Source organism: Nonomuraea sp. NPDC026600 (assembly GCF_040638335.1).
Lineage (GTDB): Bacteria > Actinomycetota > Actinomycetes > Streptosporangiales > Streptosporangiaceae > Nonomuraea.
Window position 1 is genome coordinate 100,847 of sequence record NZ_JBEZYD010000015.1, and the last position, 13,864, is coordinate 114,710.

Below are 13,864 nucleotides of genomic sequence, written 5' to 3' on the forward strand. Positions count from 1 at the left end.
GAACCGGACCGTTACCCTCGCCGTATGGAATCTCGGCTGCGCACCGTAGGAGTCGTCCTGGCAGGCGGTGTGGGCCGGCGTGTCGGGCTCGACACGCCGAAGCAGCTCATCAAGATCGCCGGCAGGACGATTCTGGAGCACACGCTCGCCCTGTTCAACGGCTCACCCGAGATCGACGAGATCGTGGTGCTGATGGCCCCGGGCTTCGCCGACACGGTCAGGGAGATCGTGGAGAAGGGCGGTTTCGACAAGGTCGGCCAGATCGTCGAGGGCGGCGCGAGCCGTACGGAGAGCACGTGGCGCGCGCTCAAGGCGCTGGGTTCGCAGGAGTGCAACGTGCTTCTGCACGACGCTGTACGGCCCCTCCTGGAGCCCCGGATCATCACGGATTGTGTCAGGGCCCTGCGGACGTATTCGGCCGTGGAGGTGGCGATCCCGAGCTCTGACACCATCCTGGTGGCCGCTCCCGGATCAGGTGGCGACATCATCCATGACATTCCCGACAGATCATGGCTGCGGCGCGCCCAGACACCGCAGTGCTTCCGCCTGTCGCTGATCCGCGAGGCGTACGAGCGGGCCTTCGCCGACCCCGACTTCGATCGGCGGCCGGCCACCGACGACTGTGGCGTGCTGCTGCGTTACCTGCCCGACGTCCCGATCTACATCGTGCCGGGCAGCGAGCGGAACATGAAGATCACGCACCCGGTCGACGTGTACATCGCCGAGAAGCTCCTCCAGCTCGCCGGCGCGGGCGCGCCCCGCCCGGACGCGCGGGACCACCGCGAGGCGCTCGACGGCCGGACCATGGTGGTCTTCGACGGCGGCCACGGCCTCGGCGCCGACGTCGTCGAGCTCGCCGTCGGCCACGGCGCCCGCGTGCACTCCTTCTCGCGCGCCCAGAACGGGGTGCGGGTGGAGGACTACGACTCGGTGGCCAAGGCGCTGGCGCAGGTGGGCCGGATCGACTTCGTGGTCAACACCGCGGGCGCGCCGTACACGGGCGAGCTCGCCGAGGTCACCCACGAGACCATCGCCGAGACCGTGGGCCTCGACTACCTGGGCCCGCTCAACGTGGCCCGCGCCGCCTACCCGCACCTGCGCGAGAGCACGGGCCACCTGCTGCTCTGCACCGGGGGCCGGGCCGGCCACAGCCTCGGCTCCTCGACGAAGGCCGCCGTCGCCGACCTCACGCGGGCGCTGGCCGACGAGTGGGCCGACGACGGCATCCGGGTCAACTGCGTCAACCCCGAGCGCGCCGGCACGACCGTGCGCGGACCCGCGCTCGGCGAGGAGCCCGAGCGCGCGCCGCTCTCGCCGCGCGCGGCCGCCCAGACCGCACTCGACGTCCTCATCTCCGGCCTGACCGGGCAGGTGATGGACGTACGTGTGGACTGGACGGGCTGACCCCGTTCAGCGCGGCGGTCGAGCGAGTCTGCGCGGGCTCGTGAGGAAGCCCCAGCCCCAGGACATGTGCATGGCGGCGTACACGATCGGCAGCCTGGTCTTGGCCGATGCCGGCAGACCGCCGCCCGTCAGCGCCGACCCGGCCACGATGGCGAGGGCGTAGCCGCCGGGCACGATCAGCGTGAGCGGGAAGAACGGCGAGACGAGCAGGCCGAGCAGGATCGCCAGCACCGCGCCGGGCGGCGCCAGGTAGCGCAGGTTGATCGTGCCCTCGTGGGTGCGCGAGACCACCCGGCGCCAGCGCCCGTAGTGGAAGTACTGTCTGGCCAGCGCCTTCACGTTGGGCCGCGGGCGATAGGAGACCCGCATGCGCGGCTGGAACCAGACCAGCCCGCCGGTCTGGCGGATCCGGTGGTTCATCTCCCAGTCCTGGGCCCGCTGGAAGTGCTCGTCATAACCGCCGACCCGCTCGAGCGCCGCGCGCCTGAACACCCCCAGGTAGACGGTGTCGGCGGGACCCGCCGTGCCGCCCACGTGGAAGGCGGCCGCGCCCACGCCGATCTTGGAGGTCATCGCGCACGCGACGGCCTTCTCGAACGGCGTGATGCCCTCGGCCGCCATGACGCCGCCGACGTTGTCGGCGCCGGTCTCCCTCAGCGTCTCCACGGCGACGCGCAGGTAGTCGGAGGGCAGCATGGCGTGCCCGTCGACCCTGGCGATGATGCCGTTGCGGGAGGCGCCGATGGCGGCGTTGAGCGCGTTGGGCGTGCGGCCCGTGGGATTGGGCACCACGATCACGCGCCGATCGGCCGCCGCGATGGCGTCGGCGACCTCTTGGGTACGGTCATGTGAGGGCCCCACAGCGAGAACGACTTCGATCTCACCTGGGTAGCTCTGGGCGAGGACCATGTCTACGGCCTCGCGTAGATGCCGCTCCTCGTTGAGGACCGGCATGACGACGGAGATGGGCGGCCAGCCGTGCGTCTCCGCTGGCGCGTGCGGCGAGTCGGGGAACTGCTTCATGGCGGGGCTCACGCTACTGTACGAGCAGGGGAAGACGGCAATCCCGCGGTGGCACGAGGGGAGCAGGGCATGCGCGACCCGGGCGGGGAGGACGCTGGGGTGCACGTGGGCGGAGACGCCTACGGCGGCGTCAGGCTCGTCGGCGGGCGCACGCGCAGGCCGCTCAAGAGCGCCAAGCGCCGGCGCCGGCACCTGATCCTCTCGGGAGTGCTGTCCGTGGGCGTCCTGGCCGGCACCGGCGTGGTGTGGGCGGCGCCGAAACGGATCGGCACGATCGACGCGGGCGTCACCGAATCGGCCCCCCGCGGCGCCATGAACATCCTGCTCGTCGGCGTCGACAAGCGCGACGACCTCACCCGCAAGCAGCAGAACGAGCTCAAGCTGGGCCGCGAGGTCGGCCAGCGCACCGACACCATGATGGTGATCCACCTGTCGGAGGACCACTCCAAGGTCACGGTCGTGAGCCTGCCCCGCGACACCTGGCTGACCATCCCCGGCAAGGGCGATCACAAGATCAACTCAGCGTACCAGTTCGGCGGCCCCAAGCTCGCCCGCCAGACCGTCGAGCAGGCCACCGGGCTGCAGATCAACCGCTACATCGAGGTCAACGTCCTCGGCTTCATCAACGTCGTCGACTCCCTCGGCGGCGTCACCGTCTGCACGCCCGTGCCGATCAACGACCCCAAGTCCGGGCTCAACCTCACGGCCGGCACCCACGAGCTGCAGGGCGCCCAGGCGCTCGGCTACGCCCGCACCCGGGCCACCGCCCGCTCCGACCTCGACCGGATCGACCGGCAGCAGCAGGTCATCTCGGCGCTGCTGAACCGCGCGCTCAGCGCCGGCACGCTGGCGAACCCGACCCGGCTCGCCTCGTTCGTCAACTCCACGCTGAGCACGATCAAGGTCGATCCCGACGACGACCTGATCGGCCTGGCCACCCAGCTCAGAGACGTCTCGCTGGACAACGTGAAGTTCGCTGACGTCCCGCTGGCCAACGTCGACTTCAAGGCGCCGACCGGCGAGTCCGCGGTGCTCTGGGACAAGCAGGCGGCCCGCGACATGTTCGCCAAGATCAAGGCCGACGAGGACCTGGCCAAGCCCAGCCCCAAGCCCAGCTCGTCCACTTCGGCCTCCGCCAAGCCGACCATCCCGCCGGAGCGGATCTCGCTCAAGGTGAGCAACGGCACGCTCATCACCGGTCTCGGCGCGCGCACCAAGACGGCGCTGGTCGCCGCCGGGTTCCACGTGCCCGGCACGCCGGGCAACACCGCGAAGAAGGACTACAAGAAGACGGTCGTCCGTTACGGTCCCGGCCGCGAGGACTCGGCCCGCACGGTCGCCGCCGCCATTCCCGGGGCCGAGCTCCGCCGGACCGACGCCGACGGCATCGAGGTCATCGTCGGCAGCGACCAGCCGAAGATCAGTAAAGTGAAGACCGCGACCACGCCAAGCGCTCAGCCCACCGTGACCCCCACAACCAAAACCGCGACCCAGAACATATGTAAGAAATAGGCATATCTCTCTGCTGTTCGGGCACGTGACAGCCATGGTGGTCAGGTCGTGGCGAGAGGAACCCCTCACCGTCTTGCACGCCGTCGGAGACCTCGACGTAGCAGGTGCTCCTCGCCTCCAAGCCGCACTCGATCAGGTGCTGGCATCCTCCGTGGATCCGCCGAAACTCGTGCTGGACCTCACCGACGTGCCCTTCTGCGACTCCGTGGGGCTGGGTGTGCTGGTGGCCACCCTCAACCACGTGCAGCGCGCGCACGGCAGATTCATCCTGGTCCTCGCGCCCGGCATGATCAGGCATCTGCTGACGATCACGAACCTCGACCGGCACTTCGAGACGAGTTCGTCACTGCTGGACGCGCGGACGGCGCTCGGGGCGGCGGCCTGAGATCGAGTAATCGCCGGAGGTGTGCTAAACGATGTCCATGACATTCGTGGCACGTCTTACGGCAGTCTCGTAGGGAGAGCCCGCTCGTTCGTCCGCGGAGGCATTTCACGTTGTTCGATCAGTTCCCCGAACCTGCTCGATCCCAGCTGACCGGCGCCTTCGACGAGGGCAGGACGCGGCCGGAGTGGTGTTTCACCGAAGGCCGGGCCCGGCTCGCGTTCTGGGCGCCCTTCCGCGGCGCGGATCCGGTGATCACCTGGCAGTTCGAGCCCGGCCCCGACCCCGCTCTCGCCGCCGGCCTGCTGCGCCGCGGCCTGTCAGAGATGGGCCTGGACAAGATAATCCACGACATCTCCCTCAAACCCGGCCTCACCCCGGTCGTCGACCGAGCCGTCGAACACCAGGCCCTGCTCGGCGCCGGGTTCGCGATGGAGGTCGAGCGGCTCATGCTCGAATGGCGGGCCGGGAGCGACGTCCCGGTCGATCCGGGCCGACTGACCTACCGCCCCGCCCGCGGCCTCGACGCCGACTCCGTACTCGGGCTGCTGGTACGCATCTCGGAGGGGTCGCTCGACTACGACACGCAGGTGGAGGTGGCCACGGCCGGTGCCGAGCACGAGGCGCGGTGGATGTACGACGACCTGATCAACCGCAAGGGGAAGCCTGACTGGTTCGTCGTCGGTTACCTGGGCGATTCGCCCGTGGGGCTGGTGGTGCCGGACGATCATTCCATCGCGTACATCGGCGTGGTGCCCGAGCACCGGGGCCACGGCTACGTCAACGATCTGCTGGCCAAGGGCACCGCGACGCTGGCCGAGACGGGGCTGGAACGCATCGTGGCGGCCACGGACGTGGGCAACGCGCCCACGGCGAACGCGTTCCTGCGGGCGGGCTACTCGGAGGTCGGGCGGCTTTTCCGCTATTACTGGAGGGCCGCTTGAGGCTTTCTTGGCGCTATTGGAGGACATCATGAGGCTAGGCGTCATGTTCGACCGCGACCTGCCGCCCGAGCAGCTGGTCCCCTTCGCCAGGGAGCTGGACGGCACGGCGGTGGACGACCTGTGGGTGGTGGAGGACCTGGGCTGGACGGGCGCCATCTCCTCGGCCGCCACGGCCCTGGCGGTCACCTCCCGCCTGCGGGTGGGCCTCGGCATCACCCCCGCTCCCCTGCGCAACCCGATGCTCCTGGCCATGGAGCTGGCCAACCTGGCCCGCCTCCACCCGGGCCGCCTCGCGGCCGGCATCGGCCACGGCGTCCAGGACTGGATGCGCCAGATAGGCGCCGCGGTCCCGTCGCCGCTGACGCTCCTGGAGGAGACGATCACCTCCGTCCGCGGCCTGCTCCGCGGCGAGACGGTGACGCTGCACGGACGCTACGTACACCTGGACGGTGTCTCCCTGGTCCACCCGCCCGCCGAGCCGCCCCCCGTGCTGGCCGGCGTCCTCAACCCCCGTTCCCTCGCCCTGTCGGGCCTGGTGGCCCAGGGCACGATCCTTCCGGAAGGCTTCGGCGCCGCGCGTTTCCCCGCGCTCCTGGGCCACATCGGAGCGCCGGCCGACCATGAAGTGGTGGCGTTCATCCACCTGTACATCGGCGCCGACGCCCGCGAGGCGACCTGGGACATCGCCGTGGAACACGCCAAGTTCCTCAAGGTGCGGCCCGAGGAGGTCGTCATGGCGACGGGCTCGGCCGAGGAGGCCGCCGAGCGGGTGCGGGAGCTGTGGGCGGCGGGCGCGCGGACGGTGGCGATACGACCTGTCGGCGCGGAGCCGCTGCCCCATGTGACGAAGCTCTTGGCGGCCTTGTAAGGCTTTCGTCACGAGGCCCGGGCGCGTCGCCCTTGAAGGGGGCCGAACGGCGGATGCCCAATCAGTCGAATGGCCGATGGCGACACCCCAGCGCCGGGCCACGATCGCCACATGAGGCGAATCACGGCAACAACCACGGCACCCCTGACCGCCTTAGCGCTGGCGGGGCTGACCGGACTGATCGGGCTGACCGGATGCGCGGTGGAGCTGGACGCCAAAGAGGTCCGCACCGCCCAGTCCTTCCCCTACACCGGCCCCCAGCTCACCATCAAAACCTCTATGGGCGGCCTCCGCATCATGCCCGGCACCGGCACAACCGTGCAGGTGGAACGCTGGCTCCGCGGCAAGGCGGCCCAAGAAGGCAACGCATCCTGGTCACTGAGGGACGGCACCCTCCGCCTGAGCGCCAACTGCACCGTGGTCTTCGGCGACTGCGGCGCCCGCTACCACATCAAGGTCCCACCGGGGATCCGCCTCGCGGTAGCCGGCGAGGACGACGGCATCATCCTGCAGAACCTCACCCAGGACGTGGACGTCTCGAACGGCGGCTCCATCAAGGCGTACGACACCTCCGGCAAGCTACGCCTCCTGAGCGACGACGCCACCATCACCGGCGAACGCCTCACATCCCCCACGGTCCGCGTCCGCTCGAACACCGGAGCCATCAACCTGTCCTTCGCCGCACCCCCGTCCAGCCTGGACCTCCTGTCCAAGGACGGCGGAGTGACGGCGACCGTACCCGCCGGCGCCTACCAGGTCACAGCGCGGAGCAGGGACGGAGCCGAACGGTCGGAGATCAAGAGCACGAAGAGCGACCGAACAATCGTCGCGAAGAGCAACACAGGGGACGTACGAATCATCGCCAGGTAGGCCACTCTCCCGAACGGCGACACGGCCGGGGGGCGGCCTCTCACACTTAGGCGTAAACTGATTTACACTTTTAGCTGTAATCCCATCTACGCGAGAGCGCCACTCATGCACAAACCCGCCGCCATCGTGGGCAGGGACCGCCAATGGCGGGCCATGCAACGTTTCCTCCATGGCAGCGGTGCAGAGGAGACACAGTGCGGCTCGTTGCGACTCGGCCTCGTGTCGGGCCGCCGCCGCACAGGCAAGACGCAACTCCTGACCGCGGTCTGCGAGGCGGTAGGAGGTCTCTACATCGCCTGCGTGCAGGACGAGGGCGATCTCGCGGCGCGGCGCCGATTCGCGTCGGCCATCACCGAACACGCCGGGCTGCGCAACACGATCCGAGGAGAACCCGAGTCGTGGGAGCGGCTCCTGAGAGCCGCACTCGAAACCTCGGCACGCGTCTCACCTGCGGGCAGTCCCGCGGTGGTCGTCATCGACGAGTTCCCCTACGTGATGGCCAACGCACCTCAGCTTCCCTCGCTCATCCAGCACTTGTACGACGAATCCCAGCAAGGCCGAGGGCCGGGAGGACGACTGATCCTCTGTGGATCGGCTCTGAGCGTCATGCACACGCTTCTCTCAGGGACGCAGCCGCTACGTGGGCGCGCCATGATGGACATGCGCCTCAATGCCCTGGACTATCGCGAGGCCGCCCAGCTCTGGCACCTCCAGGACCCGGAGGTCGCATTCAGAGTCCATGCGTGCGTCGGCGGGATTCCTGGCTATCGGCCCTTGATGCCCAGTGTTCCGACGGCAGTGGATGACTTCGATGGCTGGGTCACCGACAACCTGCTATCTGTCGACATCGGCGTGTTCACCCGCACCGAGGTTGACTACCTGCTCCGCGAAGATCCGCGGATCACCGCACGTTCGGTGTATTACGACATCCTGAGCGCCGTCGCACAAGGTGCCCGGACACCGGCCAAAATCGGAGCAGCCATCGGCCGCGACAACAACGCCGTCCGCTACCCGATCGGTGTCCTGGAATCCGCCGGATACCTCACCAAAGCGCATGACCTGCATCGCCATGGAAAGCCAACGATCTCGGTATGTGATCCGATCATCCGCTTCGACCGTCTCATCACGGCCCCGCATCTCGGCCAACTCGAGCTGGGCCGTGTCGAACCAGTATGGCGAGCAGCCGCCCCCACCTTCCGGTCCAACATCCTCGGCCCCCACTTCGAGGAACTCGCCCGCGAATGGGTCCACCGCTTCGCCCCTGACGAACTGGGCCGGCCGATCGGATTCGGCCAGGTCGGCTTCGGCAGCGTTCAGGACGACAGGGGACGCGCGAAACACGACATCGACGTGATCGCCACCGAAGGCGACCGCGTCCGTCTCATCGGCGAGGCAAAGGCGACGCTCGCCCGCCGTGGGCTCCCCGACCTCGAACGCCTCGACGCCATCCGCCAATTGCTCGCGCGCGAAGGCAAGGACACGACGGAAACGGTCACCGCCCTGTTCTCGGCTACCGGATTCACTACTGACCTCGTCGAGGCGGCGGGTTCTCGCGCCGATACGGTGCTCGTCGATCTGAAGCGACTGTACGGACTCGGCTGAGGTGATTTCCCTGGTCAGAACAGAGCCTCGCGCTGTGCTCCGGGGCTTGGACAGAGGCCGCAGACGTCAGGCCGAGTACAGGCGCTCGAGCCCGACGAGCATCGTCCGGGAGTCATCATCGGCATGTGCTGTCAACTCCTCCGTGAAGCCACATCCCCCGTAACAGGCCAGAACCGTGTCACGGGTGTCATAACCCTTCTGACCCAGCAGCGTACGAGCCCTGGCCAGGCGTTCCAGGTGATGATGGCTCATCACCTCACCCCACTTGACCTCACCGAGCGACAGGATTCGCCGGGGCCGCCCAGGCTCTTGCGCGGCGAGAACCGCCACGTCGACCTCGATCTGGGTCCGCTTCGCGGGATCGCCCACCACTCCTGACCCGACCTCAGCCGGAAAACCGCCATACAGCGTTTCCCCCGCGTCCAGCGCGAAGTCCCGGCACAGGGATTCGAAGTGGGGACCCACGACCTGGGCGAGGAATGTCTGCCGCACGGATCCCCACACATTCTCCGCCCGGTGTATCTCCAGCTCCGACCAGCGCCGCCGCATGATGGCCTCATAGAACGTGATCAACGGCTCCACGATGCGATAGCGGGACCGCCCAGACCTGAACAGGTCGGGCTCGCGCGCGACCAACGCACAATCCTGCAGGACGTTCAGGGGGTGGGTGATCTGATCGGCCTTGCGTCCGACGTAATTGGCGATCCCTCCGTTGGTGGTGTTGCCGCCGGCGATGGCGGCGAGTACCGAGTGATACAGAGCAGGGTCGCGGATATCCGATTCCTCCGCGAGCAGGTATCGCGCTTCGCGAAAGAGCGGCGTCTGCGGATTGAGAACCGTCCGGAGGACCCAGTCATCGAAATCCGCCAGGTCCGCCGGTACGTCTCCCTGAGTGAACTCGTACCGGTAAGCCGGCGTCCCACCCAGAACCGCGTGTACGAGTACGGCCAACCGCGCGTCCGAGATTTCCCAGAACTCCGCGGCCTCCCGATAGCGAAAGGGGTGGACGACGAGTTCGAGCCCCGCTCTTCCGCGCAACGGCGCCTGCCCCGCCAGCAAGCCGCCCATCACGGACATCGCCGAACCGCAGAGCACCAATCGCGCTGCGCTGTCCCGCCCGCTGCCTCCCGGACCGAGCTCCCGCTGGATGATCGACGGCAGCGCCGGTGAGGTCCTGGACAGAAACGGGAACTCATCGATGATCACCGGCACCGGCCGGTCACGGAAGCTTCGGAACAGGTGAGCAATCGCGTCATTCCAATCCCGGAAGGGAGTATCGGGGATCTCGCGGGTGTGGCGCACCAACGCATCGGCGAACAGCCGGAGGGACTCGGCTTCGGTCGCCTCGGTGGCGGCGAAGTACATCCCTCCTGTTGCCTCGGCCAAGGCTTGCAGCAGGAAGCTCTTCCCCTGCCGCCGACGCCCGCTGACCACACCGAGGGCAGCACCGGCCAACAGCGTGGCCCTATCTCCGCCGGACACGAACCGGACGAGCCCTTGCCACTCTCTCTCCCGGCCGAAGACCCGCCCTGGCTTCCCGATCACCAAGTCCCCCCAATTCACAGAAGTACACTTCCCAGAAGTGTACTTCTACATCTAGCCAGAAGAGGGCAAACGCGCAGCGCGGTGTTCCGCATGTCGAACATGTTCGTCATGAACGCTATCGTAACGAACATGTTCGTGATAGCTTGACGTTCATGAGCTCGAACGATCGCGTTCAGGCTCCCTGGCCACAATCGCCGTCGAAACCCAGCGTCCCGCCATCGGCGGTCGAGGTGGCAGCCCCTTTCTCCGCACCGAGCGCACAGCGCACAGGAGCCCACCATGTCCTCACGTTCCATCGCCATCGTCGGCGCCGGCCTCAGCGGCCTGGTCCTGGCGCGCGTCCTGCAGATGCACGGCATCGAGTCCACCGTGTACGAGGGTGAGATATCCGCTGACGCCCGCAGGCAGGGCGGCGTCCTCGACATGCACGAGGAGTCCGGGCAGTACGCGCTGCGCGAGGCCGGCCTCTACGAGCAGTTCCGCCGGCTCACCCAGCCCCAGGGCGAGACCATGCGCGTCCTGGACAAGGCGGGCACGGTCTTCATTCATCACGAGCCCGAGGGCGGCTACGGAGGCCGCCCCGAAATCGACCGGACCGCACTCCGCAACCTGCTCATCAAGTCCCTCGACCCCGGCCGCATCATCTGGGACCACAAGGTCACCACGACACGCACCCTCGACGACGGCCGGCACGAGCTGACCTTCGCCGACGGCGGCAGCACCACCGTGGATCTCCTGGTCGGCGCGGACGGCACCTGGTCCAAGGTGCGTCCCCTGGTCTCGGCGGCCACCCCGCGATACGTCGGAATCTCCTACCTGGAGCTGCATCTGTCCGACGTCGAGGCACGCCACCCTGACCTGGCCGCCCTCGTGGGCCCCGGCAGCATGTTCGCCCTGTCCGACAACAAGGCCCTGATGGGCCACGGTGGCACCGACATCCACCTGGGCGCCTCGCTACGAGTGCCACAGGACTGGGCGACCACCCGCGGCGTCGACTGGACCGACACGCCCGCCGCCCGTGAGGCCCTGCTCAAGGAGTTCGCCGACTGGAGCCCCGATCTGACCGACCTCATCCGCAAATGTGATGACACGATCATCCCGCGACTCATCTACGCCCTGCCGACCGGCCACTCCTGGCCCCGCATCCCCGGCGTGACCCTGGTCGGCGACGCCGCGCACGTGATGTCACCGTTCGCCGGCGAGGGAGCCAACCTCGCCCTGCTCGACGGAGCCGAGCTGGCGCTGGCGATCGTGGCGCACGGGGACGACGTGGAGGCCGCGCTGGCCCAGTACGAGACGGCCATGTTCCCCCGCGCCGCGGCCGCGGCTGAAATGTCCGCCCAAGGGCTGGACATGTGCTTCGCCCCGGACTCACCGCGCGCCGTGGTCGACTTCTTCTCCGGCGCCGGCGTACCCGTGGAGCACTGACGGCCGCCGACCAGTGGCTTGACATGATCGCATCGCGAGCGATAGATGCGTCGCTGGTGTCGTCGAAAATCTCCGTGCCTGCCTTATGCGCTCTGGCGATCCTGATGCCGTTGGCTCCCGCCGCCATCGTGCCCAAGGCCCCGAACGTCGTCATCGGTGCGATCGTCGCCGCGCTCCTGATCGTGCCCGCCGTGCTGCTGCGTCACCGGCGGTGGGCGTCGCGGCTGGGCGCCGCCCTGCTCGCCCTGCTCGCCGTGGCCGCTGCCATACCGCCGATCACCGGGCTCGGTGAGCCGAGCGAGGAGGAGATCCAGCGTTATTTCGCGATGCGGAGCGCCAGTGGCGGACCGGCCGACATCAACGCCGGGGCGCTGCGGTTCCTGCCCTGGGACGACAACGACCTGCTGCTGCTCGCCATCGCCTGCCTTGCCGCGGCGGCGCTACTGCTGGCGCTCGACCGGACCGTCCACCGGGAGGAGCCGCGTGAGCTTCTTCCGCTGCGCTGGCGGTGGCCGCTGGTCATGTGGGGCATCGCCCTGGTGCTGGTGAGCATTCCGCAGGCGATGGTCCTGGCGTCCCTCGCCGACGGGTCAATCGAGTACTCGATCATCGTCATGGACGGCGGCTGTGTCGGCGGCCTGGAGGAGATCCTGTTCGGGCCGGCGACCGTTCTGATCCTGATCCCGCAGCCGATCGTGGTCGCAGTGGGCTTCGGGTTGTGGGCACTGCTGGCCCGCACCGGCCACCGGCCGCTGGGCCGGGTGGTGGGCTGGCTGACGGTGGTTCCATTGGTGGTCAGGGACATGATGATGAACTGGATGCCCGCGCTCGGGTGCGCGCAGTCCTCGGAAGAAGCGGCCGATCCGGTCACCCTCATGTGGGCGCTGTACACGCTCGTTCCCGTCGTCCTGATCGTGCTGGCGGTACGGGTGCGCCGAGCCCTCGCCCAGATCGCGGAACAGCACTCTCCATAGGCCTCGGGCAACGCGCGGCACCCGGCGGCCGACACACCGTCATTCACCGGGTCTCCGCACGTCAACCGGCTACTTGAGGAGCTGCCTGGCCATGACCACGCGCTGGATCTGGTTGGTGCCCTCGTAGATCTGGGTGATCTTGGCGTCGCGCATCATCCGCTCCACCGGGAAGTCCCGTGTGTACCCGTACCCGCCCAGCAACTGCACCGCATCCGTGGTGATCTCCATCGCCGCGTCCGACGCGGCGCACTTCGCGGCGCTGGACAGGAACGTGAGGTCCTTCTGCGGCTGCCCGTGCATGGCGAGTTCCGACTTGGCCGCCGCGTGGTACGTGAGCTGCCGAGCCGCCTCCAGCTTCATCGCCATGTCCGCGACCATGAACTGCAGCCCCTGGAAGTCCGCGATCGGCCGCCCGAACTGCTTCCGCTCCTTGACGTACCCGATGGCGTAGTCCAGCGCTCCCTGGGCGATGCCGAGGGCCTGGGCGGCGATGGTGATGCGGGTGTGGTCGAGCGTCGCCAGGGCGGTCTTGAAGCCGGTGCCCGGGTCGCCGATCATGCGGGAGGCGGGGATGCGGACGTTCTCCAGGATCACCTGGCGGGTGGGCGAGCCCTTGATCCCGAGCTTCCTCTCCTTCGGCCCGAAAGAGACGCCTTCGTCGGATTTTTCCACGACAAAAGCGGAGATGCCGCGGGCGCCGGCCGAGGGGTCCGTTACCGCCATCAGCGTGTAGTACTCCGACACACCCGCGTTGGTGATCCACATTTTCGTGCCGTTGACCACATAATCGTCGCCGTCCAGCACGGCCCGGGTCCGCATGGCCGCGGCGTCCGAGCCGGCCTCACCCTCCGAGAGCGCGTACGAGAACATCGCGTCCCCACGGGCCACCGGCGCCAGATAGCGAGCCTTGAGGTCGGCCGAGGCCGACAGCAGCAGGGGCACCGTGCCGAGCTTGTTCACCGCCGGGATGAGCGAGGACGACGCGCAGGCGCGGGCCACCTCCTCGATCACGATCACGGTGGCCAGCGCGTCGGCCCCGGCACCCCCGTACTCCTCCGGCACATGAACGGCGTGCAGGTCAGCCGCCACGAGCGCCTTGTAGACGTCCCAGGGGAACTCCTCGGTCTCGTCCGTCTCCGCGGCGCGCGGGGCGATCTTCTCGTCGGCGAGGGCTCGAATCGTCTCCCGGAGCATGTCGTGCTCTTCGGCGGGCGCGTAGAGAGGAAAGTCCATGGGCGAATACTAGGACGTCCGACCATCTTGTTACCAGTCGGTACAGTTTGCGGAAATGCCCAGGTGGCACAGAACGGGG

The 13,864-nt window shown here is 68.3% G+C and carries 12 protein-coding genes; 9 read left to right on the forward strand and 3 right to left on the reverse strand.

Annotated elements, in window-relative coordinates; translation table 11 throughout:
* Positions 1–24 precede the first annotated feature (24 nt).
* Positions 25–1,404, forward strand: coding sequence for a bifunctional cytidylyltransferase/SDR family oxidoreductase (locus AB0F17_RS31145; RefSeq protein WP_358030083.1), 1,380 nt, complete (start codon positions 25–27; stop codon positions 1,402–1,404).
* A gap of 6 nt (positions 1,405–1,410) precedes the next feature.
* Here the strand turns inward: AB0F17_RS31145 and AB0F17_RS31150 are convergent, their stop codons facing one another.
* Complete coding sequence (locus AB0F17_RS31150; protein ID WP_358030086.1) at positions 1,411–2,427, reverse strand: glycosyltransferase family 2 protein; 1,017 nt, start codon at positions 2,425–2,427, stop codon at positions 1,411–1,413.
* 69 nt (positions 2,428–2,496) lie between these two features.
* On the opposite strand from AB0F17_RS31150, the gene AB0F17_RS31155 reads away from it, so the two are divergent.
* From AB0F17_RS31155 to AB0F17_RS31180, 6 genes are all read left to right on the forward strand, one after another.
* Complete coding sequence (locus tag AB0F17_RS31155) at positions 2,497–3,939, forward strand: LCP family protein (RefSeq protein WP_358030088.1); 1,443 nt, start codon at positions 2,497–2,499, stop codon at positions 3,937–3,939.
* A gap of 34 nt (positions 3,940–3,973) precedes the next feature.
* Complete coding sequence (locus AB0F17_RS31160) at positions 3,974–4,324, forward strand: STAS domain-containing protein (RefSeq protein ID WP_358030404.1); 351 nt, start codon at positions 3,974–3,976, stop codon at positions 4,322–4,324.
* 110 nt (positions 4,325–4,434) lie between these two features.
* Positions 4,435–5,265: a GNAT family N-acetyltransferase gene (locus AB0F17_RS31165; protein ID WP_358030090.1), complete on the forward strand. Its 831-nt coding sequence runs from the start codon at positions 4,435–4,437 to the stop codon at positions 5,263–5,265.
* Between the two features lie 28 nt (positions 5,266–5,293).
* The gene (locus AB0F17_RS31170) at positions 5,294–6,133 is read left to right on the forward strand and encodes an LLM class flavin-dependent oxidoreductase (RefSeq protein WP_358030092.1); all 840 of its coding nucleotides are present in this window, start codon (positions 5,294–5,296) and stop codon (positions 6,131–6,133) included.
* A 111-nt stretch (positions 6,134–6,244) separates the two neighbouring features.
* Entirely contained in the window at positions 6,245–7,003 is a 759-nt protein-coding gene (locus tag AB0F17_RS31175; RefSeq protein WP_358030094.1) for a hypothetical protein, read from the forward strand.
* A gap of 105 nt (positions 7,004–7,108) precedes the next feature.
* On the forward strand, positions 7,109–8,605 hold the full coding sequence (locus AB0F17_RS31180; protein ID WP_358030097.1) for an ATP-binding protein: 1,497 nt from the start codon (positions 7,109–7,111) through the stop codon (positions 8,603–8,605).
* Between the two features lie 66 nt (positions 8,606–8,671).
* Here the strand turns inward: AB0F17_RS31180 and AB0F17_RS31185 are convergent, their stop codons facing one another.
* The gene (locus AB0F17_RS31185) at positions 8,672–9,970 is read right to left on the reverse strand and encodes an ATP-binding protein (protein WP_358030099.1); all 1,299 of its coding nucleotides are present in this window, start codon (positions 9,968–9,970) and stop codon (positions 8,672–8,674) included.
* Positions 9,971–10,429: 459 nt separating this feature from the next.
* Here AB0F17_RS31185 and AB0F17_RS31190 point away from each other — a divergent pair, with 459 nt between their 5' ends.
* Entirely contained in the window at positions 10,430–11,578 is a 1,149-nt protein-coding gene (locus AB0F17_RS31190) for an NAD(P)/FAD-dependent oxidoreductase (protein ID WP_358030102.1), read from the forward strand.
* A 104-nt stretch (positions 11,579–11,682) separates the two neighbouring features.
* Positions 11,683–12,552: a hypothetical protein gene (locus AB0F17_RS31195; RefSeq protein ID WP_358030105.1), complete on the forward strand. Its 870-nt coding sequence runs from the start codon at positions 11,683–11,685 to the stop codon at positions 12,550–12,552.
* A gap of 69 nt (positions 12,553–12,621) precedes the next feature.
* Here AB0F17_RS31195 and AB0F17_RS31200 read toward each other — a convergent pair whose 3' ends face one another.
* Positions 12,622–13,785 (reverse strand): acyl-CoA dehydrogenase family protein, encoded by a 1,164-nt coding sequence (locus AB0F17_RS31200; protein ID WP_358030108.1) that lies wholly within the window; start codon positions 13,783–13,785, stop codon positions 12,622–12,624.
* Between the last annotated feature and the right edge of the window lie 79 nt (positions 13,786–13,864).

What these genes read in the sequence shown, in the direction of transcription:
- AB0F17_RS31145 (WP_358030083.1), top strand. Translation starts at nt 25, where the DNA reads ATGGAATCTCGGCTGCGCACCGTAGGAGTCGTCCTGGCAGGCGGTGTG.
- AB0F17_RS31150 (WP_358030086.1), bottom strand. Translation starts at nt 2,427, where the DNA reads ATGAAGCAGTTCCCCGACTCGCCGCACGCGCCAGCGGAGACGCACGGC.
- AB0F17_RS31155 (WP_358030088.1), top strand. Translation starts at nt 2,497, where the DNA reads ATGCGCGACCCGGGCGGGGAGGACGCTGGGGTGCACGTGGGCGGAGAC.
- AB0F17_RS31160 (WP_358030404.1), top strand. Translation starts at nt 3,974, where the DNA reads ATGGTGGTCAGGTCGTGGCGAGAGGAACCCCTCACCGTCTTGCACGCC.
- AB0F17_RS31170 (WP_358030092.1), top strand. Translation starts at nt 5,294, where the DNA reads ATGAGGCTAGGCGTCATGTTCGACCGCGACCTGCCGCCCGAGCAGCTG.
- AB0F17_RS31175 (WP_358030094.1), top strand. Translation starts at nt 6,245, where the DNA reads ATGAGGCGAATCACGGCAACAACCACGGCACCCCTGACCGCCTTAGCG.
- AB0F17_RS31180 (WP_358030097.1), top strand. Translation starts at nt 7,109, where the DNA reads ATGCACAAACCCGCCGCCATCGTGGGCAGGGACCGCCAATGGCGGGCC.
- AB0F17_RS31185 (WP_358030099.1), bottom strand. Translation starts at nt 9,970, where the DNA reads ATGTACTTCGCCGCCACCGAGGCGACCGAAGCCGAGTCCCTCCGGCTG.
- AB0F17_RS31190 (WP_358030102.1), top strand. Translation starts at nt 10,430, where the DNA reads ATGTCCTCACGTTCCATCGCCATCGTCGGCGCCGGCCTCAGCGGCCTG.
- AB0F17_RS31195 (WP_358030105.1), top strand. Translation starts at nt 11,683, where the DNA reads ATGCCGTTGGCTCCCGCCGCCATCGTGCCCAAGGCCCCGAACGTCGTC.
- AB0F17_RS31200 (WP_358030108.1), bottom strand. Translation starts at nt 13,785, where the DNA reads ATGGACTTTCCTCTCTACGCGCCCGCCGAAGAGCACGACATGCTCCGG.